Consider the following 20,669-nt stretch of genomic DNA (forward strand, 5'->3'; position numbering starts at 1 on the left):
GATGATTTCAACAACAGAGAGATGATACCCCATGAAAAAGTCTACCCTACAGGTCTCCGCAGAACCAGATATTGCCGCTGATCCCTTGCATGAACTCATTCGTAATGGTGCCAGGCAGCTGATAGCTGCCGCCGTTGAGGTTGAGCTCGAAGCCATGCTGCAACAACATGCTGAACGCCGCCTTGACGACGGGCGTCATGCTGTCGTTCGTAACGGCTATTTGCCACAGCGAACCATACAGACGGGTATTGGGGATGTTGAAATTAAAGTGCCTAAGGTCAGGGAGCTCAGCGGCAACGGAATATGCTTCAACAGCGCGTTGTTGCCGCCTTATCTGAAACGTGCAAAAAGCGTCGAAGAGTTGCTACCATGGCTGTACCTGCGAGGCATATCCACCGGTGATTTTCACGAAGCCCTGAGGGCGCTTCTCGGTGAAAAAGCTAATGGCCTCTCTGCCAGTACCATCAGCAGACTGAAACAGCAGTGGCTTGAAGAGCACAGGCAATGGTGCCTGCGTGATTTAAGCGATACGCGCTACGTTTATTTCTGGGCCGATGGCATATACAGCCATGTCAGGCAAGATGATTGCCTTTGCCTGCTGGTCATTATCGGCGTCACTGAACATGGACGTAAGGAGCTGGTTGCGGTCGAAGATGGTTATCGAGAGTCAGAAGCAAACTGGGCCGAACTTCTTAATGGCCTGCGAGCACGTGGCCTAACCGTATCTCCCAAGCTGGCTACGGGAGACGGTGCCCTTGGTTTTTGGAATAATGGCAAAGATATTCCCGGACACGCAGCACCAACGCTGTTGGGTGCACAAAACCGCTAATGTGTTGGCTTCACTCCCCAAAGCCATGCAACCGAAAGTTAAGGCTGAGCTGCGGGAGGTTTGGCTAGCAGAGAGCCGCGATGCCGCTAATGAAGCCTTTGATGTTTTGTTGGCAAGGTTTTCAGCGAAGTATCCTGCAGCGATGAAGAAGCTGGAGAAAGCTCGAGAAGAACTGCTGGCATTCTACGACTTCCCGTCAGAGCACTGGGCGTCAATAAGAACGACAAATCCGATTGAATCGGCTTTTGCGACTGTGAGGCTACGAAGCAGAGGCGCGAAGAACGGTGGTTCGAGAGAAACAACCCTGTCAATGGTATTTAAGCTGCTCCATTCAGCTCAGAAAAGCTGGAACCGACTAAGAGGATTTGACCTGCTGACCCTGGTTGTAAGCAACGTCCAATTTAAGGATGGAGAGCAGATTCACGAAGCATCAGAGCGGAACGTAGCCTGATCGCCATACACCAGATTTGCTAATAACTCACCCTGCATCGATGATGACTTGTTGAATATTATGTTTTTTGTGAAAAGTTGCATTGTCCATCACGATTACGCTATTTTTAGGGAGTACTGGGATAAGGACTTGTGTGACCCAGGAATAGAAAACATCGCTGTTAATATTGATATCAAATAATCCGATAGCAAACAGCGTTGTGCCTAATAAAGCGCCGATAACATTTGTTCTTCCCTCGGCTCCCCAGTTCTTCAGGCCAAAACACCGTTGACCTTTTGGGGAATAGCCGTGAGTCCGTGGGGTATCGTGGAGCCTGTACACGAGATTGTGTAATTGCCTGATTTTGATATGTTCAATCCAACATCAAAAGCAGGTTACTTTATGGACGAAAAACAGTTACAGGCTCTGGCTAACGAGCTGCCCAAAAATCTCAAAACCCCTGACGCTCTCAACCAGTTTGATCGCCTGCTGAAAAAGATCTGCGCTGAAGCTGCCCTTAATGCTGAAATGACCCATCACCTCGGGCATGAGAAGCACCAGTCCAAATCTGGAACTAACACGCGCAATGGCTACTCCACAAAAACTGTTACCACCGGCGATGGTCCGCTGGAACTGCGTACACCACGTGATCGTGATGCTTCCTTTGAATCGCAACTGGTGAAGAAGAACCAGACCCGGATCTCCGGGATGGATAACCAGATTTTATAGCCAAGCGACATTATTTTGATAACAATTAGCTGTATTTTTTGCCACATATCAGGGCATTGGATGTAATCATTTTTAAGTCGGTTGACTATATGACGTGGATGTCTCACCCGCCCTGGTATCGAAGGTCACCGATGCCGTTATGGAGCAGGTTGTTGAATGGCAAAATCGCCCCTTGGATGCGGTTTATCCCATTGTTTACCTTGACTGTATCGTTCTGAAAGTCCGGCAGGACAGCCGCGTTATCAATAAGTCTGTTTTCCTGGCGCTGGGTATCAATATCGAAGTCCTGAAAGAGCTACTGGGGATGTGGCTGGCCGAAAATGAAGGCGCAAAGTTCTAGCTGAACGTGCTGACAGAACTGAAAAACCGTGGCCTGACCGACATCCTCATTGGCTGTGTGGACGGCCTGAAAGGGTTCCAGGAGGCCATCAACACGGTCTACCCGGAAGCCCGCATCCAGTTGTGCATCGTGCACATGGTGCGCAACAGTCTGCGCTTCGTTGCCTGGAAGGACTATAAGGCGGTAACACGCGACCTCAAAGCAGTGTATCAGGCTCCAACCGAAGAGGCCGCGCTTCAGGCGCTGGAGACGTTCGGTGGGACATGGGATCACCGCTATCCGGCATGCAATCAAGAAACGCAAGGTGTTCCCGACTGATGATTCGGTGAAGAAGGTTGTATGGCTGGCAATCCAGGCGACATCACAGAAATGGACGATGCCCTTACAGGACTGGCGTATGGCAATGAGTCGCTTTATTATCGAGTTCGGTGACCGCCTTGACGGTCACTTCTGAGGAAAGGCATTCACACAAAATCTTAAACAGCCTCCAATTGAGCATAAATGGGCACAAGCAAAAAGCAAAAAAAGAGAGAGTGGTTGCGATACAGAGATTTTGTTCTCAGTCCATATGGTGTAATCAAAATTAAGTCGCTTTGCTATAACAGGGCCTGCGCAGCCGCCGAGGAAGCCTCAGATAAAATAGCGTAAAGCTACATAATTTTAATGCTTTGAATTGGTTGATGTTATAGCGCGTAAAAAATAACGCTGAGGGGAACGAGGCCACAGGGTGAGCGGCAGGACGCCGCGAAAGTCAGCGCCGCGTCGGACAAAAATGCCGGGAGCATTTTTGAACGCTGCTACCAGCGGCCCCGTAGGGGTTAGTCTCATGGATGAGACGCATTTTCCGCATCGTTGGCGGCCCGTCTGTGGGCTCGGTCCCCGAAGGCACCGCGTAGCGGCGTTATTTCCCGCGAAAAGCCAGGGGCACGGGCGAGGGCGATTGAGCGCCCCGTGTCGGGCGCGTGTGATGTACGGTGCAAATAACCGCGTAGGTCAACGCGCACGAAATGTTCACTGCACCAACAAAATCTATGGTCACCCCCATTTTTGCAACACTGATTTTTGACTAATGGTGGGCTTGCTTCAATCTATCCGGCGTCTCTGTGGGCGAGATGCCCGCGCCTCGATGAGTTCCGCGCCTGGTGAACCTGAAAAGGCCCTCGGCTTCAGTGAGCCTAATGAGATGGTCACCCCCCTTAACACTTAGGCATAGGTATCTACACATCATAAAGTGTTAAAAACCACCATAGCGAAGTGGGCAAGTTCTTCCGGGGTATAGTCGGCTTTGTTGAATAAATCAGAACTTGTAACGACTGCGCCCCATACGGGTCTATTGTTACGTGATGCGAATACTGTTCGGCATTCCTAATAGCGTGATCAAGTTAAGCGCTTTGACCATGACCATGGCTTCACCCACCTGACCATCGTAGTCTCTCAGACTTAGATGACCACCCAGAAGCCTTTTGAACCGGAACATGGCCGTTTCAGCCACTGAGCGCCGGTGATAGCCCAAAAGTTCTATTTATTCAACAAAGCCGGTATAGTCTGCTAATAACGTCAAGGTATTTAGCAGGATGGATAGTCCAGCAAGCAGCGCTGGGGCGCTTTCTTTACGCCCTCGTTTTTGTTGTCGTCCGGATAATCGGAAAATTAACTGACGGGCTGCCGCATTGTCGTCTCCTTCAGCGCGTTGCAGCCGCCATATAGCCAAGCGACATTATTTTGATAACAATTAGCTGTATTTTTTGCCACATATCAGGGCATTGGCTGTAATCATTTTTAAGTCGGTTGGCTATACCAGCACACATGCCATGCTAGTATCAATAACCTGCGTAGCAGTGCACCAGCACTGCGCTGAAGCCATTTTTCTACATCATGACCGGCACCTTTCAGCAGCTTAAAAAAGGATTCAATACCCCAGCGCCAGTAATAGCAGCGAGCGACTTCCGCGCTGGTGAGCTCGTTGCTAACGTTTGTGAGCAGCGTCCAGCGTCCGATAAATTTACCGTAAGTTGTACTAGCTCAGACCTGATCTGACAGTTACCGATTATTTATACAGGTGTCTGTCAGATTACATCTGGTTCAGATTCTTTTCTGCCCAGATCCGTTTTCCATCGAGTAAACTGGCCATCGGCGTACGCCCGCAGCACATTTTTCCCTGATGAGTTCGCTCATTATTGTAATGCCACAACCAGTTGTCCAGATCTACCTGCAGGCTTTCCAGGTCTCCATATAACTTCTTGCCGAACGTAACCTGATAAAAATCCTGCAAAATGGTTTTATGGAAGCGCTCGCAGATGCCGTTCGTCTGCGGAGACATCGCCTTCGTTTTCGTATGCTCGATATCGTTGATAGCCAGATAAAGCTGATAATCATGCTGCTCCACTTTACCACAGTATTCCGTACCCCTGTCGGTCAGTATTCTCAGCACCGGCAGTCCCTGAGCCTCGTAGAACGGGAGTACGCTATCATTGAGCAGGTCGGCGGCGGTGAGCGGTGTTTTATTCGTATACAGCTTGCAGTGTGCCACTTTCGAGTACGTATCCACGAACGTCTGCTGGTAGATACGGCCCACCCCCTTCAGATTGCCCACGTAGAAGGTGTCCTGCGAGCCCAGATACCCGGGATGTGCCGTCTCGATTTCACCGCAGGCCTCATCATCGTGCGCCTTCTTCTCCAGGGCTGCGATTTGAGCGTCGGTAAGGACAATGCTTTCTCTGGCGACCTTTTCTTCAAGCGCCTTCAGGCGTTTACGGAAGTTCTCCAGGTCGTGTCGTTGCCAGATGGAGCGCACACCGCTGCCGGAGATATAGCCAAGCGACTTAATTTTGATTACACCATATGGACTGAGAACAAAATCTCTGTATCGCAACCACTCTCTCTTTTTTTTGCTTTTTGCTTGTGCCCATTTATGCTCAATTGGGTTAAAATCTGGCGAATATGTAGGCAAATACTCCACCATATACCCTGAATCGATGATGACTTGTTGAATATTATGTTTTTTGTGAAAAGTTGCGTTGTCCATCACGATTACACTGTGATAAGGACTTGTGTGACCTAAGAATAGAAAACATCGCTGTTAATATTGATATCAAATAATCCGATTGTTCTTCCCTTGGCTCCCCAGTTCCTCAGGCCAAAACACTGTTGACCTTTTGGGGAATAGCCGTGAGTCCGTGAGGTATCGTGTGGAAAACCATTTTCATCAATAAAAACAATAGGCTTACCTTCTTTTTCATACTGTTGTATTTTTTGTTGAAATGCTTGCCGGGCGCTTTCGTCGGCTTTCGGATGACATAGAGTTTTTTTTATAGGTCAATCCCAGCTTTTTAAGAGCTTGCCAAATGGCCTTCTGACAAACGCCAAAACGCTCTGCACGTTCTTTTTGGTAAGCATCTGGATATTGTTCAACATCTTTTATCAACTCAGATTTATCGATCTTTCGCTGACGCGTGGTCGATGCTTTTGACTCTATTTGATTAATCCAACGCGATACAGAGGCAGGGCCAACCCGAAATTGCTTCGCTGTTTCTCGGATACTCAACCCTTCTTCTTCACGTGTAGATATCACTTTACGTCTAAAATCAATTGAATAGCTCATTTAAATAATGTAATCAAAATTAAGTCGTTTAGCTATAACGGCTGACGCCAATGGTGCTGCAGGAGTCATGTGTTGCTTAACCAGACGCTGATAACGCCGGTTAAGGCGGGCATCAATCCCGCCGATGGATAAGTTGAGATCATGCAGCAACGTAATAGCAGATATTGCAAAAGATGTGTAGATACCTATGAACGCTTAGGCGGGTTCACCTACCGCGTTACCACCCAACGCGCGGTTTATCTCCTGAACTTCGCTGCCCTGTTTGTTATGCAGGTAGACTTCAAGCTGATTAAACGCGATATCAATATTATTTTCCCGGCACAGCCTGTCGATACTGCGGTTTAACTCATCTACTGTATAGCTGCGATCGCGCAGCTCCCGTACGTAAAGCCGCAGTTCGTGATCCAGCGAACTGGCACCAAACACCAAGAAAAACACCTGCGGCTCAGGATCGGTCATCACGCTGCTGTTCTCATGTGCCGCCTGCAACAGCACCGCTTTTACCTTGTCCAGATCGGAGCCGTAGGCCACGCCAATTTTAATCAGCACACGCGTAATGGTGTCCGACAATGACCAGCTGATCAGCCGCTCGGTCACAAAGGCCTTATTGGGAATAATCACTTCTTTGCGATCGAAATCCGTAATGGTGGTGGCGCGAATACGAATTTTGCTTACCGAACCGGAGAAGGTGCCAATGGTGATGGTATCGCCAATGCGTACCGGACGTTCGAACAGAATGATCAGGCCGGAAATAAAGTTAGCGAAAATTTCCTGCAAACCAAATCCTAACCCCACCAACAACGCGGTAACCAGCCACTGCAACTTGTCCCATGACACCCCGATAGAACTGAGCGAGGTGGTGGTGCCCACCACCATGATCAGGTAGCTCAACATGGCGGTAATGGCGTAAGAGGTGCCCTGACGCAACTGCAAACGCGACAATACCAGCACTTCCAGCAAGCCTGGCAAGTTGCGCATTAACACATAGGCCACCACCGCGACGATGATCGACAGCATCAGATTGCCCAGCGTCACCGCCTGCAATACGGCATTGCCCGCCACGGTCGCGTTGTAATGCCACAGCGTAATGCTGTCTAGGTAGGACATCACCGTGACAAAATCGGACCAAATCCAGTAGAGCACGCCGGAGAAAATCAGCAGCAACACCATCGTGGTCAAACGCAACGATTGCTGACCAATCTGATCCAGCGCCAACGGCGGTTCCGGTGCCGGTTCGCTGCCCTCACCCCCTTCTTTATTCAGGTTCTGACGACGCGCCACTGCACGACGGTATGCCAATCGACGCGCCGCAACGCTCAAACCACGGATAGTGGTCAGATAAACCAGGTTCCACACCTGTAACAAATACAGGCTTTCCACCCAACGCCCCAGCAGTCGCAGCGTGGTATAGAAGTAGCCGCACACCATCAATCCCAGTAAGACCAACGGAAGGATCGCCATCACGGTAATCACGATCAACCTGATGGTGTGTGTCTCTTTTTCCCGCCAGCTGTCACGACAGAGCGGGAACACCAGAATGCCCAACAGGATCAGGTTGCAGAAAATCACAATCTGCCCGATCACGTCATCCACCAGATAGAGCGGTGCTTTCTCGCCGATAACCGACCAGAAGATCAACGGCAGCAGCGCGCCACCCAATCGCAGCGCCTGACGGCGGTAGTGGGCTGCCAGTGAAACGCTAAAATTGAAGTGCCGCTCACCGATACCGCCGGGTTTCATCGCCCGATAGAGCAAACCGAACACCAGCCACAGCAGCGCAAACTGCTGACTCATGCCCCACACGGCATCCCCGACGGCGTTTTCGGCATAGTGAAAGCACAGAGCAAACGCGATGATCAGCATAATCCCCGGCAGCACCATCACGGTTTCCAATAACAAGGCTTGCGGCGTGTGGCGCTGCGAATCCCGTTTTAGCTGCCCGACATCATTCGACAAGCGCTCGATATAACCGGCGATAAGACGCCGCCGCCAATAGATCAGCCCGCTCACCAGCAGCATCGGTACAATAAAAATTAGCGCCCGTAACCCTCCCTGACGCCAGTCATCCCACTGGAAAGCCAGATTGGAATGACGCACTTGTTGTTTTAATCCCCCGGGCAACTCTTTCAGCCAGGCCCAATCCATCGGTTTATTACTGCTGACCCAGAAAATTTGCTGCGTCAGCGTATGCTGCAATGACGCCGTGACGCTGACCAACTGCTGACGGTTGATTTGCAGGTTAATAGCCAGCATCAGTTGGTTGCCCAGTTGCTTATTAAGCTGGTCGAGCAGTTCACGCCGCGTATCAAGGATCTGGTCCAGCGCATCGTGCACTTCGTCATCCAGTGCAACGCCTTTGTTGGCCGCCATCAATTTGCTGATGTATTCGTCACCACGAAACAGCACATCACGCTGCTGATTGATCTCAAACTGCTCCAGACGAAGATCGGCAATTTGCGTGCTCATGTCGTTCATGGACGAGGCAGAAGGCAGGTTAAGTTGCTGCTGATACAAGATGCGCGACAGCAACAAACTGCCCTTTAGCACGGTGACCTGCTCTTTAAGGTTACGTTCGGATTGCAGGGTGCGATCGAGCCAGTTCTTCACCTGAATGCTTTCCTGTATCAGAGTATTGCTCGACTGCGTCGCCGCAACCAGACGCTGGCTGAGTTGGTGGTTGGTTTCCATCTCCGCCTTCACCAGCGGGTTGTCCTGGATGCGCTGCGTGTCTTCCGAGGTTTGCGCCTCTTTGGCGGTTTTCTCCGACAGCGTTAGCCGTTTGCCGTTGAGTACCCCTTGCAACGCCTGCACCATTTTCTCTAACTGATTAATCTGGGTAGAGGCATAGTCGCGCTGCTTCTGTAGCAAATCTTGCAGCATGGTGTTCACTTCTAGGCTTTTACGCTGTTGCTCCATTTGCACCCCCACCAAGGCCTGCTCAGTTTGCAGCAGCGCTTGCTGGCTGGCGCGCAGCGTATTCTGACTGGCTTCCACACCGTTGAGCTGGTTGCGAATCTGCTGACTGCGCTGCGACAACGCGGTTAATGCGCTTTGTACACGTTCCGGCTGGGTTTGCAGAGAGATCAGCTGACTGTTGTAAGTCGAGAGGTTTTCCTGCGCCGACTGTAAGTTATCCAGCGATTCATTGAGACGGGTTTCCAATTGGCACAACGAGAGCGCCTCAAGCGACGCAGTGGCAACATCATTATTGCTTAACGTAGCCAGATCGTCTGCCGCCTGACGCAGTTTGACGGGCGCTTGCGTCGCCTGTTGCTTTAGCTGTGTGGTCTCCTGGCGTACCCGATCAATGGCATCCAGAGACTCAAGCGTGTGCGTGAGATCCTGCTGCGTCACCTTATCGGCTTCCGTCAGGCTTTTCTGCTTGCCGAGCGCGTCCAGCCGTCCCTGAATCTCACTGCGCGTGGGAATGTCATTACTGGTCGCAGCCTGTGCAACAGTAGAAAATCCAATGGAAAATAGCACTAAAAGGGCAACGCAGCGGGAAACAATCGATAGAATACGCGGGAAATCAAGGCCGCGAGAGAGGGACTTGCAGTACATGATACGTCGTCAGGCATAAAAAGAGTGGCGAAGAATATCACGGTTCTGCACGCTAACGCACGGAGCAAACCTGACGAAAAAGTAACGATTCATTATAACGGACAGTGTGTTATAACAGATTGAATCTTACTCGGCGTTTTCTTGTACAGGCGTGACGAGCGGCAGTCTGAGTGCCGGGCTGGAACGCAGCATATCAATAAAGCTGTCTACTAGGGTTGGCGCCTCCTGATGGATATCAAAGCTTTCAGGCAGAAACAGCCAGTTCTCCAGGATACCGGAGAAATAGGCGCGCAACGTCACGGCGGCACGACGCAAATGCAGATCGGACGGCAGAAAACCCAGTTGAATACTGTGATTGAGGCTATCCTCAATCTGTTCATAGCAGGAGAAATAGAGCGCCTTGCGTGAGTTATACGACGGTAACATTTCACCGACAAACTCACACTTATGGAAATTGATCTCCATTATCGAGCGCCACTGGGTGTCGGTCGTCGTCAAACACAGCATATAGATCAGTAGCTCACGCATCACATGCAGTGGATTATCAGGGAATTTTGCCTGATACTCAGATTCGAAATCGTTGATTTTCGTCTCTGACAACGTCCAGATTGCATCAAACAACTCAGCCTTGTTTTTGAAGTGCCAATAAATCGCGCCGCGCGTGACGCCTGCGGCGGCAGCGATACCCGCCAGCGACGTGGAGGAGACGCCGAACTCGGAGAAGAGGCGTAAGGCCGTATCAATAATGTGTTGTCGTGTTTCTTGGGCCTGCTGTTTGGTTTTTCGTGCCATGGCGCTGTTTTTTAAAGCAATGGGTTTTAGGGCTTGTGATCCATTGGTCAAATTCAAATCGGACACTTGAGGTTTATTTATGAACAAAAACAGAAGGTTTATGCCTCTGGTGGCAGTCCTGATGCTTTCTGGCGGCTTAACGCTCACCGGGTGTGATAATAAAAATGAAGGTCAGCAGCAAGGCGGCCAGCAAGCGCCTGAAGTCGGCATTGTGACCCTCAAAACACAACCGCTGAACGTGATTACCGAACTTCCAGGGCGCACTAACGCATTCCGCATTGCCGAGGTTCGGCCTCAGGTGAGCGGCATTATTCAGAAGCGTCACTTCGTCGAAGGGAGCGACGTGAAAGCGGGCACCTCTCTGTACCAGATTGACCCGGCAACCTATCAGGCGGCTTACAACAGCGCGAAAGGCTCGCTGGCGCAAGCACAGGCTCAGGCAGAAATCGCTCGCTTGACGGTGAACCGTTACAAACCGCTGGTTGGTACCAATTATGTCAGCAAGCAGGATTACGATCAGGCATTGGCAACACAGCGCCAGACAGAAGCCAGCGTACAAGCGGCACAAGCCTCTGTGGATTCTGCGCTGATCAACCTGAACTACACCAAAGTGCTCTCCCCGATTTCAGGCCGTGTCGGTAAATCGACGGTCACCGAAGGGGCATTGGTGGCTTCCGGTCAGGCGACAGCGTTGACCAGCGTTCAGCAACTCGACCCGATCTATGTGGATGTGACGCAATCCAGTAATGACTATTTGCGACTGAAGCGTGAGCTGGAACAAGGCACGTTGAAACAAGCCGGTGGCAAAGCTACCGTGCGTTTGTTGCTGGATAACGGCACTGAGTATGCACAAAACGGTACGCTGGAATTTTCTGATGTCAGGGTAGACGAAACCACGGGGTCTATCACCCTGCGCGCTATCTTCCCGAACCCACAACATGATTTGCTGCCCGGCATGTTTGTACGTGCACGCCTTGATTCAGGTGTGAACAATGACGCGCTGCTGGTGCCGCAACAAGGCGTGACGCGCAATCCGCGCGGTGAAGCCACCGCCATGGTTGTTGGTGAAGGTGACAAGGTTGAAACACGCACGCTCACGACAGCCCAAGCTATCGGCAGCAACTGGCTGGTGACCTCCGGCCTTAAAGCAGGCGATCGTCTTATCGTAACTGGGTTGCAGAAAATCAGACCGGGCGTGCCCGTCAGAGCAAAAGAGACGGCACCTGGGAATGGTGAAGAAAAACCTGCTCAGTCTGAACCCGCGAAGTCTTAACAGGAGCCTGTAATTCATGGCTAAGTTTTTTATTGATCGTCCCATCTTTGCATGGGTACTCGCCATTATGGTGATGCTGGCGGGGGCGTTGGCAATTATCAAGTTGCCTATCGCCCAATATCCGACCATTGCCCCACCAGCCATTGAAATAACGGCGAACTACCCGGGCGCGAATGCTTCTACACTGCAAGACTCCGTGACGCAGGTTATCGAACAGAACATGAACGGTATCGATAACCTGCTCTACATGGCTTCCAGCAGTGATTCATCGGGTACAGTTCAGATTACGCTGACGTTTGACTCGAAAGCGGATCCGGACATTGCTCAGGTTCAGGTACAGAACAAACTGCAACTGGCGATGCCATTGTTGCCGCAGGAAGTGCAGCAACAGGGCGTAAGCGTACAGAAATCGAGCAGCAGCTTCCTGATGGTAGCCGGCTTTATTTCTGAAGACGGTTCACTGACGCAGCAGGATATCGCTGACTATGTGGCGGCTAATATCAAAGATCCGCTCAGCCGTACCAACGGTGTCGGTGACGTGCAGTTGTTTGGTGCCCAATACGCGATGCGTATCTGGTTGGATCCGAACAAGCTCAACAGCTTCCAGATGACCACGGGTGATGTGGTAGCTGCCATCAAAGTGCAGAACAACCAGATTGCCTCCGGACAATTGGGTGGTACACCGCCGCTGCCGGGGCAGAAGCTTAATGCTTCTATCATTGCCCAGACACGACTGAAATCTGCCGATGAGTTCTCCAACATTCTGCTGCGCGTCAACGCTGACGGTTCGCAGGTGCGCCTGCGTGATGTCGCTCGCGTAGAGTTGGGTGGTGAAGATTACAGCGTTATCGCGCGTTACAACGGCCAGGCAGCCGCAGGGGTCGGTATCAAACTGGCAACCGGTGCCAATGCGCTGGATACGGCCTCCGCCGTTAAAGCCGAGTTGGGTAAGTTACAGCAGTTCTTCCCGGCTGGATTGAAAGTGGTTTATCCCTACGACACCACGCCGTTCGTTAAGATCTCGATTAACGAAGTGGTAAAAACGCTGGCGGAAGCCATCGTGTTGGTGTTCCTGGTGATGTACCTGTTCCTGCAAAACTTCCGTGCCACGCTGATCCCGACGATCGCGGTGCCGGTGGTGTTGTTAGGCACCTTTGCCATACTTTCTGCCTTCGGTTACTCGATTAACACCTTAACCATGTTCGCCATGGTGCTGGCCATCGGCCTGTTGGTGGATGACGCCATCGTAGTGGTGGAGAACGTCGAGCGCGTAATGATGGAAGAAGGGCTACCGCCCAAGGAAGCCACCAAGAAATTGATGTCGCAGATTCAGAGCACGCTGGTCGGTATTGCGCTGGTACTGTCTGCGGTATTTATTCCGATGGCGTTCACGGGCGGTTCTACCGGTGCCATTTACCGTCAGTTCTCCATCACCATTGTGTCCGCGATGGTGCTGTCTGTACTGGTAGCGTTGATTCTGACACCGGCGCTTTGTGCCACGCTTCTCAAACCCATCGCGAAGGGCGACCATCACGAGAAAACGGGTTTCTTCGGTTGGTTCAACAAGCTGTTTGAAAAGAGCACCACCCATTACACCGATAGCGTTGCCAATATTTTGCGCAGTACCGGCCGTTATCTGGTGGTCTACCTGCTGATTGTGGTTGTCCTCGCAGTGCTTTTCATGCGTCTGCCAAGCTCCTTCCTGCCGGAAGAAGACCAGGGCGTACTCTTGACTATGGTGCAACTGCCCGCTGGTGCAACCCAAGAGAGCACCGAGCGCGTGCTTGAGCGTGTGACCAAGCACTACCTGGAGAATGAGAAAGACAACGTTAATTCAGTGTTTACCGTTAACGGTTTCGGTTTCTCCGGTCGTGGGCAGAGCGCCGGCCTAGTCTTCGCCAGTCTGAAAGACTGGGGCGAACGTCCCGGAGCTGCAAACAAGGTTGGTGCCATTGCCGGTCGGGCTAATGCTGCCTTCTCGCAAATCAAGGAAGCGATCGTTATCGCCTTTAACGTCCCCGCCATCGTTGAGCAGGGTACCGCAACCGGTTTTGACTTCCAGTTGCTGGATCAGGCTAACCTGGGGCACGAGAAGCTGACCGCGGCGCGTAACCAACTGCTGGGGATGGTCGCACAGCGTCCTGATACCGTGGTCGGCGTACGTCCAAACGGCATGGAAGATACCCCGCAGTTCCGTATCGATATCGACCAGGAAAAGGCTCAGGCGCTGGGTGTATCCCTGTCGGATATTAACGCCACGCTGGCAACCGCGCTGGGCGGCAGCTACGTCAATGACTTTATTGACCGTGGGCGTGTGAAGAAAGTGTATGTGCAGACTGATGCGCCGTTCCGTATGCTACCAAGCGATATTGAGCGCTGGTATGTTCGTGCCAGCAACAACCAGATGGTGCCGCTCTCTTCCTTCTCACAAAGCCACTGGACGCACGGTTCACCACGTCTGGAACGCTATAACGGGCAACCGTCCATGCAGATTCAGGGGGAAGCAACCCCGGGTAAGAGTACCGGTGAAGCGATGGCCCTGATGGAAGAGTTCGCCAAACAGTTGCCGGAAGGTATTGGTTACGACTGGACCGGGATGTCTTATCAGGAACGTCTGTCAGGTAACCAAGCACCAGCCCTGTATGCCATTTCGCTGATTGTTGTGTTCCTGTGTCTGGCTGCACTGTACGAGAGTTGGTCTATCCCCTTCTCCGTCATGCTGGTGGTGCCGCTCGGGATCATTGGTGCGCTGCTGGCCGCCACCATGCGTGGATTGGAGAACGACGTCTACTTCAAGGTAGGACTATTGACCACCATTGGTCTATCGGCGAAGAACGCTATTCTTATCGTTGAATTCTCCAAAGACCTCATGGAGAAAGAAGGCAAAGGCCTAGTGGAGGCGACGCTTGATGCAGTACGTATGCGTCTGCGCCCCATCCTGATGACCTCGTTAGCCTTTATCCTCGGAGTAGTGCCGTTGGTAATCAGTTCCGGTGCAGGTTCCGGCGCACAGAACGCTGTAGGTACTGGCGTAATGGGCGGGATGATTACCGCAACGGTGCTGGCGATCTTCTTTGTTCCTGTCTTCTTTGTGGTGGTACTCCGCCGCTTTAGCAAGAAAAATGAAGATTATTGAACACAGCCATATCGTTGAAAAACCGTAACTGAGTTATTCCCCAAAGGCCGCGAAAGCGGCCTTTATATCTTAATGGAATCAATTATTTATTTTTTAATTCATGAGGTTAGCTGCAATACAAATCCTGTAACCCCCCGGTAAATCCCGATATTTTGGTCAAAATGTGGATCACGCACTAGGTAATTTTCTCGTTACGAAACGACGAGTCAACAGGAAGTGAAGGTGTCTCAGAAGAGTAATTATCCAGCGTTTATACAAAGAGAAGCTACACCAAGAATTGTGGGTGCAATTTATTTAGAGACTCTCCAATGGATTTAGTTTTACTGCATCGTTCAGATAGTCCGGCGCAAAGTGTGCGTAGACCATCGTTTGTAAAATGGTGGAATGCCCAAGGATTTTTTGCAGTGAAATGATATTGCCCCCGTTGATCATAAAATGGCTGGCGAACGTGTGCCGCATGACGTGGGTAGCCTGACCGTTTGGCAGGTCAGGGACGAGCGCTTTAAGTGTTTTGCGAACGTTATCGTAATCAGCATCCGGGAACAGCTCGCGTCCGTCGCTACCACCTGTAATTTCTTTATACAGTGCTTCAGAAATAGGTACTGTCCTGTCCTTCCCATTTTTAGTATTCACGAACGTACACTTGAAAGGGATAACGGCATCCCGCATGAGCGTTGCTGCTTCACTCCAGCGCGCCCCGGTGGCGAGGCAAAGACGGGCGACCTTGAGATCGTCAGCCTGTAGAGCTGATAAAAATGCAATGATTTGCGGTTGCGTCAGGTACGCCATTTCGCGTGCGCTGCGTTTTATTCGTGTCAGCCCGGTTAGGGGGTGCTCGTTGTGGTAAAGCGCGGCTTCAATGAGCACGGTGAACACGCCGCTTAACATTGTCTGGTCTTTGTTAATGGTTTCGGGCTTAACCCCTGCGTCGAGTCTTAATGCGCGATACTTTGCAACGCTGCTACGGTTGACCTGATCGGCGCGTGGTTGCCCCATTCTTTCGGCAATATTCATCAACTTTTTGTAAATTGCGACCCCGTCTTTCAGTGTTCTGCCGTGGTGCGCGTACCACAGCTCGATAAGATCGGTTAAGGGACGTCGGTCGGCAGGTCTCTCTATCCAGTCCTTGTTGTGCTGAGTCGCAACTATCCAGCGTTCATATTGCTGCGCCTCAGATTTAGTCGGGAAGGTTTTTCGGATGCGTTTACCGTCCCGTCCCTGCGGACGAACGTCAACCCGATACCGTCCTGTATCCAGCTTAGTTACCGTCATTCCATAAATTCCGCTCGTAGCAAATCCCGCCCGTACTCCACTTTTCCATAATGTTTAATGCGGTCAGCCAACCTTCTGGCCTTTTTGGTGACTCAATGTGATGTCTTGCCCATCAGGGGAGAGAGTTGGGGAGATTTGTCCCGCTGCTTCTGATGTTTTGCCCGTCACTAACCATAGCGCGTATTTTTCGAATCTTGGATGTTGTGTGATCTTTATCAAAACCTCACTACCAACCCCGTCTCGTCTACCTGTCTCATAAAATTTTTGTGTAACTACAGGAACTCCGGTTAATTCAAAGAATTGCTGGCGAGTTAACCCTTCCGCATCTCTGATCTCACGTAGTTTTTTACCTATATCTGTTGACAGGGTTGCATTCATAACCATAGAATCCTTACCAGGGATGCATATGCACCCCTTGTAATACGACAAAATCCGGTTAAATCCGGCGTGATCTCAGAGGATAAGCCATGACAACGAAAAAACCAAAGCCTGCGCTGGTGAAAATGCCAGATTGCCCTGTCGTTTTTTGTTTGCCGTACCCAAAACTGACGCTTTCCGCCTATGCAGGGATCACCGGCCAGACTGTGCGCACAATCCAGCAGCAGGCGAATGAAGGAAAGTTGGTACTGACAAAGAACAAGCCAGGGCGGGAACGTCAGATAAACATGGTTTACGAGTTCCTAGAGGCATACGCGGAAGCGCAGGAAGCGCTAATGATGAGGACCTGAATAAAATGGTTCACATCACGCCCTGTTGCGAAACAGAGTTTCGAAAAGCCGCCCATCGTCGCAGCAATTTTGAAGTCATGATGCGGGAGGCCGCCGCCAATGAGTGATTTTATCCTCGTGCTACTCAGCCTGATCCCTATTGGCTTCATGCTCTATGTGTTCTTCGATAGAGAGATAGACAGGATCCGGCAGAAACGTGCCGAAGCCATGCGCAGAGTCTATCTGGCCCGCAAGGCAGCCGTTGAACGCCAGACACACCAACGTTTGTAAGGGGAAAAGACCATGCAGCCGGCCTACGCCACATTGATAAACGAACTCGTGCAGGAGTACCGCACCAAGCTGGCAAACCTCCGCTACGCGACGGCTATTGCGCCCGAACTGCGCCAGTGGTTAACCAACGACTACGCCTACCGGCTGAGTATTGATCTGGAGGACGCATTGGACGATGCCTATGCCGCTGGAGATATCGTCAGTGCCAGACAGATTGATAGCGTTATCCGGCAATTTTACACCGATCAGGAGGCAGCCAGTGCAGCATAAAAACACCAATACTGTGCAAGACCCTTTCGAGGCGAACTCATGGCCGGGCCATGTTGTTACCCGCACAAAGTTCACGCGAGGCGGCGGCATTGTTAGTTGCGAGTGCTGGGATGGGGACAATGTCAGCAGCACTTTTGATGCGGGTCATCATGCCGCCGGGATTATTAAAAGTCTGGGATGCCTTAATGACGACCTGCTTTGTCAGGAAATTCATGCTCATGCTCGGCGACATAAACAGCGGCTTGAAGATCAGCGATGAGCTTTTTTATCTGAGGAATAGTCAGGGCTGTCAATATTTCATCGGCAGGCGGTAACGGTTTTTCACTGGCTTTATAAGAAAAGCGCAGCGCATAAGACTGACCGATGTATTTGGCATCCGCCTCAAAGACAACAAATGACTCAGCAAAACTGAATTTATCTTCGATGTTCATGTGGGTTATCTCTTTTTTGTGGGTGAGGATCATGCCCGGGTTCGGCCAGGGAACTGGTGGGCATGACGAAAGTACCACAAAACCACGTGACGGGAGTGGTGAAACATCCTGGCATCCCTACAGTAAAGGACGGAGGTTATTGATGATGAAACTGCAAGATCCATGCTGGATAGATTACCTGCTACCAGTACTCCCGCTGCTTATTGCACTCCCGCTATACCTCTGCGGGAGAATGATTGATATCAGGGAAAAAAGACAGAATAAAAATAACCCGCTTCGTGCGCGCTACGCGAAAAAATATCAGGCAAGGCATGCACGAAAACACCACGTGAAATAACAGAAAGGTCACGCACGATGGCTATCGATAATTTCGATATGACGGTCAACTTTAACGCCGGTCAGCGCCTGTGCGGTCTGAATAAAATCGCTGAAATTCGCGCCGAAATGCGGGAAATAAACAAAAGAGTACAACAGCGGGATAAAAAAAATCGCCCTGTGCCACACACGATTATGGATAAGGAACTGGCCCGCTTTCTTGCTGACATGCGGGATAAGCATGACAAAAAATACGAACAGAATAATCGGGCACTTTCCGCGCTGTTTTATCTCGCGGGAATAAAAACGGCCCGGCATGGTGTTGACGTAGTGGAAATGACCGACCAGGAAAAAAGGGCGCTGATTATTGCCATGAACCATTTTCGGGTGATGGTGAGCTTATTTCCTGAACGACTGACCTTGCCGGTTTAATTCACGACAGAAATCAATGGCGTAAACCCGCCGGGCGGTTTATTGCCCGAAATCAGGAGAGATGACAATGCGAAAGACTGAAACCCGTACCCCCAGAGCCTTCCTGGACGCCACCGGCGTTAACCTGCTGTTGAACGAGGCCCGGATGGATGAACGCCGGGGGTGTGCCGACGTGTTCGCCGCTCGCCTGGAAAGGCTGGCTCTGCATATCACCGGTAACAGACTGGGCAGTATTGATGCTGCCGAACTGCTGCGAGATGTCGCACAGCGCATCCAGAACGACGCGCAGGAGAGCTGCTGATGCCCGATGCAATGGATGTTATCCAGTGGCACGAGGAAGAAGCGCGTCAGCGCCATATTTGCCGCGCGTTATCCAGACCCAGTGCGGTTTCGCGGGTGCGCTGTGTCCGGTGTGATACACGCATCCCGCCAGCCCGCCGCCGTGCGGTTCAGGGTGTGCAGTACTGCGTGACCTGCCAGGAAACCATTGAGCGTAAACACAGACACGACAGCAGGAGGAAAGCATGAAACCGATCCTGAAATGGGCAGGCGGAAAGTCTCGTCTGATGCCACGCTTAAGGCCTTTGCTGCCAACGGCGGATTGTCTGGTTGAGCCGTTTGTGGGTGGCGCATCGGTCTTTCTCAATACCGATCACCGCCGCTATGTGCTGGCCGATATCAATCCCGACCTGATTAACTTCTACCAGGCGGTGATGGATGCACCTGAAAGCGTTATACGGGCCGCGCTCCCCCTGTTCAGACACAACAATAACCACGAAGACTATTACCGCCTGCGTGCCGACTTCAACCAGTGGCGAGTGTTCGTGGGGATTGAGCGTGCTGCCGTGTTCCTGTACCTGAATCGCCATGGCTACAACGCCCTGTGCCGCTACAACCTGCGTGGCAAATTTAATGTCCCGTATGGTCGTTACAAAAAACCGTATTTCCCTGAAACGGAAATCCACCTGTTCGCCGAAAAGGCGCGCGATACCCATACCCGGTTTGTCTGCCTGCCCTTTGAGGAAACATTGGCGTTTCATGTAGATGAACACTGCGTTGTTTATGCCGATCCGCCTTATTTCCCGCATGAGGACAGAACCGGCTTCACAGGATATTACATCACGCCGTTTCGGGACGACGCGCATCAGGCACTGGCCGATGCCCTGATGGAAGCCAACCGGCGGCACGGTGTGCCCGTTGTGCTCTCCGGCAGCGATACCCCCAGGACCCATGCCGCCTATCGGGGCTTTACGTTTCACTACACGCACGCCCATTACAGCATTGCAGCCAGGGCAGCCAGTCGAGGTAACGCAAATGAAGTGATTGCCACGCTGTCCGCTGCCAGTGCCTACAGACAGGAGGCGGTATGAGCCGGGGTGCCTGGTACAACGAGATTGCCCCCTTCGCCGCACAGTGGCTGAGAAACCTGATTGCCGCCGGGCATATTGCGCCCGGCGATGTTGATGAACGCTCAATTGAGGAGGTGAACCCCGATGACTTGCGAGACTACACCCAGTGCCATTTTTTCGCCGGTATCGGCGTCTGGTCGTATGCCCTGCGAAAAGCAGGATGGCCCGATGACAAACCCGTGTGGACGGGCAGTTGCCCCTGCCAGCCTTTCAGTGCGGCAGGCAAGGGCGGCGGGTTTGATGACAAGCGGCACCTCTGGCCCGCTTTTCACTGGCTCATCAGCCAGTGCCGCCCTGAGTACGTTTTTGGTGAGCAGGTTGCAAGCAGCCATGCAAACCTCTGGTTCGACCTTGTACAGGCTGACCTGGAAGCCCTGGACTACGCCTTCGGGTGTGTGCCGTTTCCGTCTGCGGGCGTCGGTGCCCCGCATATTCGCGACCGGGCGTACTGGGTGGCCTACGCCGACCACACGGGACGGGAAGGATGGCAAGGAATGCCCGAATGTGCCGCTCAATGCATTGCTGGGGCGCGTGGTGTGGCTGACGGGCTGGACACAAATGACGCAGCCTGTCCGACTCACGGCTTCTGGCGAGAGGCTGACTGGCTGCGGTGCCGGGATGAAAAGTGGCGGCCAGTTGAACCCGGCACATTCCCGCTGGTTGATGGGGCTGCCGCCAGAGTGGGACGCCTGCGCGCCTATGGCAATGCCCTCAACGCGCAGGCGGCCACCCTGTTTATCCGTGCCTTTGGCGTAAAACGCTCAGGAATAGTGCTGTGTGAGTAGAGGGTTCGCAACGTCTGGCTAATCCGTGTTGTGTATTCGTTTGTGGGGATGATAGCTGATGATGGT

Annotated in this window: 21 protein-coding genes and 6 pseudogenes; 13 read left to right on the top strand and 14 right to left on the bottom strand. The window is 51.9% G+C overall.

Annotation, left to right across the window (positions count from 1 at the left end):
* Positions 1 to 31: 31 nt before the first annotated feature.
* Positions 32 to 1,280 (top strand): annotated as a pseudogene (locus ACD630_RS25390) (IS256 family transposase).
* A gap of 27 nt (positions 1,281 to 1,307) precedes the next feature.
* Here the strand turns inward: ACD630_RS25390 and ACD630_RS25395 are convergent.
* Entirely contained in the window at positions 1,308 to 1,601 is a 294-nt protein-coding gene (locus ACD630_RS25395; protein ID WP_430361043.1) for a transposase, read from the bottom strand.
* A 60-nt stretch (positions 1,602 to 1,661) separates the two neighbouring features.
* Here ACD630_RS25395 and ACD630_RS25400 point away from each other — a divergent pair.
* Both ACD630_RS25400 and ACD630_RS25405 read left to right on the top strand, forming a co-directional pair.
* A pseudogene (locus ACD630_RS25400) lies at positions 1,662 to 2,782 on the top strand (IS256 family transposase).
* Between the two features lie 47 nt (positions 2,783 to 2,829).
* Positions 2,830 to 2,976, top strand: coding sequence for a hypothetical protein (locus ACD630_RS25405; protein ID WP_430361044.1), 147 nt, complete (start codon positions 2,830 to 2,832; stop codon positions 2,974 to 2,976).
* A 688-nt stretch (positions 2,977 to 3,664) separates the two neighbouring features.
* Here ACD630_RS25405 and ACD630_RS25410 read toward each other — a convergent pair.
* The 9 genes and pseudogenes from ACD630_RS25410 to acrR all read right to left on the bottom strand — a co-directional run.
* Positions 3,665 to 3,841, bottom strand: a pseudogene (locus ACD630_RS25410) (IS5/IS1182 family transposase); the annotation flags it as partial.
* A gap of 9 nt (positions 3,842 to 3,850) precedes the next feature.
* The gene (locus ACD630_RS25415; RefSeq protein WP_430361045.1) at positions 3,851 to 4,039 is read right to left on the bottom strand and encodes a hypothetical protein; all 189 of its coding nucleotides are present in this window, start codon (positions 4,037 to 4,039) and stop codon (positions 3,851 to 3,853) included.
* The gene (locus ACD630_RS25420) at positions 4,011 to 4,136 is read right to left on the bottom strand and encodes a hypothetical protein (RefSeq protein ID WP_430358664.1); all 126 of its coding nucleotides are present in this window, start codon (positions 4,134 to 4,136) and stop codon (positions 4,011 to 4,013) included. The genes ACD630_RS25415 and ACD630_RS25420 overlap by 29 nt, the downstream gene beginning before the upstream one ends.
* Positions 4,137 to 4,399: 263 nt before the next feature.
* A pseudogene (locus ACD630_RS25425) lies at positions 4,400 to 5,140 on the bottom strand (integrase core domain-containing protein); the annotation flags it as partial.
* A 78-nt stretch (positions 5,141 to 5,218) separates the two neighbouring features.
* Positions 5,219 to 5,356, bottom strand: a pseudogene (locus ACD630_RS25430) (transposase); the annotation flags it as partial.
* Between the two features lie 207 nt (positions 5,357 to 5,563).
* The gene (locus tag ACD630_RS25435) at positions 5,564 to 5,929 is read right to left on the bottom strand and encodes an IS630 transposase-related protein (RefSeq protein ID WP_430361046.1); all 366 of its coding nucleotides are present in this window, start codon (positions 5,927 to 5,929) and stop codon (positions 5,564 to 5,566) included.
* Positions 5,930 to 6,079: a hypothetical protein gene (locus tag ACD630_RS25440; protein ID WP_430361047.1), complete on the bottom strand. Its 150-nt coding sequence runs from the start codon at positions 6,077 to 6,079 to the stop codon at positions 5,930 to 5,932. It lies immediately after the preceding gene.
* A 45-nt stretch (positions 6,080 to 6,124) separates the two neighbouring features.
* The gene (gene mscK / locus ACD630_RS25445; RefSeq protein WP_430361048.1) at positions 6,125 to 9,490 is read right to left on the bottom strand and encodes a mechanosensitive channel MscK; all 3,366 of its coding nucleotides are present in this window, start codon (positions 9,488 to 9,490) and stop codon (positions 6,125 to 6,127) included.
* A 126-nt stretch (positions 9,491 to 9,616) separates the two neighbouring features.
* On the bottom strand, positions 9,617 to 10,282 hold the full coding sequence (gene acrR, locus ACD630_RS25450; protein WP_430361296.1) for a multidrug efflux transporter transcriptional repressor AcrR: 666 nt from the start codon (positions 10,280 to 10,282) through the stop codon (positions 9,617 to 9,619).
* Positions 10,283 to 10,361: 79 nt separating this feature from the next.
* Here acrR and ACD630_RS25455 point away from each other — a divergent pair, with 79 nt between their 5' ends.
* Both ACD630_RS25455 and ACD630_RS25460 read left to right on the top strand, forming a co-directional pair.
* Positions 10,362 to 11,555 carry an efflux RND transporter periplasmic adaptor subunit gene (locus ACD630_RS25455; protein ID WP_430361049.1) on the top strand — a complete coding sequence of 398 codons (1,194 nt, stop codon included), beginning with the start codon at positions 10,362 to 10,364 and terminating at the stop codon, positions 11,553 to 11,555.
* A gap of 16 nt (positions 11,556 to 11,571) precedes the next feature.
* Positions 11,572 to 14,719, top strand: a pseudogene (locus tag ACD630_RS25460) (efflux RND transporter permease subunit).
* A 266-nt stretch (positions 14,720 to 14,985) separates the two neighbouring features.
* Here ACD630_RS25460 and ACD630_RS25465 read toward each other — a convergent pair.
* Complete coding sequence (locus ACD630_RS25465) at positions 14,986 to 15,963, bottom strand: phage integrase (protein WP_430361050.1); 978 nt, start codon at positions 15,961 to 15,963, stop codon at positions 14,986 to 14,988.
* A gap of 63 nt (positions 15,964 to 16,026) precedes the next feature.
* Complete coding sequence (locus tag ACD630_RS25470) at positions 16,027 to 16,347, bottom strand: helix-turn-helix domain-containing protein (protein ID WP_430361051.1); 321 nt, start codon at positions 16,345 to 16,347, stop codon at positions 16,027 to 16,029.
* 83 nt (positions 16,348 to 16,430) lie between these two features.
* Here ACD630_RS25470 and ACD630_RS25475 point away from each other — a divergent pair, with 83 nt between their 5' ends.
* The 3 genes from ACD630_RS25475 to ACD630_RS25485 all read left to right on the top strand — a co-directional run bounded on the left by ACD630_RS25475 (position 16,431) and on the right by ACD630_RS25485 (position 17,231).
* Positions 16,431 to 16,691 carry a hypothetical protein gene (locus tag ACD630_RS25475; RefSeq protein WP_430361052.1) on the top strand — a complete coding sequence of 87 codons (261 nt, stop codon included), beginning with the start codon at positions 16,431 to 16,433 and terminating at the stop codon, positions 16,689 to 16,691.
* Positions 16,692 to 16,790: 99 nt separating this feature from the next.
* A complete protein-coding gene (locus ACD630_RS25480) occupies positions 16,791 to 16,961 on the top strand; it encodes a hypothetical protein (RefSeq protein WP_430361053.1) in 171 nt (56 codons plus the stop codon).
* A 12-nt stretch (positions 16,962 to 16,973) separates the two neighbouring features.
* Positions 16,974 to 17,231 carry a hypothetical protein gene (locus ACD630_RS25485; protein WP_430360823.1) on the top strand — a complete coding sequence of 86 codons (258 nt, stop codon included), beginning with the start codon at positions 16,974 to 16,976 and terminating at the stop codon, positions 17,229 to 17,231.
* A 37-nt stretch (positions 17,232 to 17,268) separates the two neighbouring features.
* On the opposite strand, the gene ACD630_RS25490 is transcribed toward ACD630_RS25485, so the two are convergent.
* Positions 17,269 to 17,451 (bottom strand): hypothetical protein, encoded by a 183-nt coding sequence (locus ACD630_RS25490; RefSeq protein WP_430361054.1) that lies wholly within the window; start codon positions 17,449 to 17,451, stop codon positions 17,269 to 17,271.
* Positions 17,414 to 17,662 (bottom strand): hypothetical protein, encoded by a 249-nt coding sequence (locus tag ACD630_RS25495; RefSeq protein ID WP_430361055.1) that lies wholly within the window; start codon positions 17,660 to 17,662, stop codon positions 17,414 to 17,416. The genes ACD630_RS25490 and ACD630_RS25495 overlap by 38 nt, the downstream gene beginning before the upstream one ends.
* 354 nt (positions 17,663 to 18,016) lie before the next feature.
* On the opposite strand from ACD630_RS25495, the gene ACD630_RS25500 reads away from it, so the two are divergent.
* From ACD630_RS25500 to ACD630_RS25520, 5 genes are all read left to right on the top strand, one after another.
* Positions 18,017 to 18,409: a DUF5347 family protein gene (locus ACD630_RS25500; RefSeq protein WP_430361056.1), complete on the top strand. Its 393-nt coding sequence runs from the start codon at positions 18,017 to 18,019 to the stop codon at positions 18,407 to 18,409.
* Between the two features lie 67 nt (positions 18,410 to 18,476).
* A complete protein-coding gene (locus ACD630_RS25505) occupies positions 18,477 to 18,710 on the top strand; it encodes a DUF2732 family protein (RefSeq protein WP_430360819.1) in 234 nt (77 codons plus the stop codon).
* Positions 18,710 to 18,937: a TraR/DksA C4-type zinc finger protein gene (locus tag ACD630_RS25510; protein WP_430360818.1), complete on the top strand. Its 228-nt coding sequence runs from the start codon at positions 18,710 to 18,712 to the stop codon at positions 18,935 to 18,937. The genes ACD630_RS25505 and ACD630_RS25510 overlap by 1 nt, the downstream gene beginning before the upstream one ends.
* Complete coding sequence (locus ACD630_RS25515) at positions 18,934 to 19,779, top strand: DNA adenine methylase (RefSeq protein ID WP_430360817.1); 846 nt, start codon at positions 18,934 to 18,936, stop codon at positions 19,777 to 19,779. The genes ACD630_RS25510 and ACD630_RS25515 overlap by 4 nt, the downstream gene beginning before the upstream one ends.
* Positions 19,776 to 20,603: a DNA cytosine methyltransferase gene (locus ACD630_RS25520; protein ID WP_430360816.1), complete on the top strand. Its 828-nt coding sequence runs from the start codon at positions 19,776 to 19,778 to the stop codon at positions 20,601 to 20,603. The genes ACD630_RS25515 and ACD630_RS25520 overlap by 4 nt, the downstream gene beginning before the upstream one ends.
* Positions 20,604 to 20,669 lie beyond the last annotated feature (66 nt).

Origin of the sequence: Symbiopectobacterium sp. RP (assembly GCF_050472005.1) — a bacterium.
Taxonomy (GTDB): domain Bacteria; phylum Pseudomonadota; class Gammaproteobacteria; order Enterobacterales; family Enterobacteriaceae; genus Symbiopectobacterium.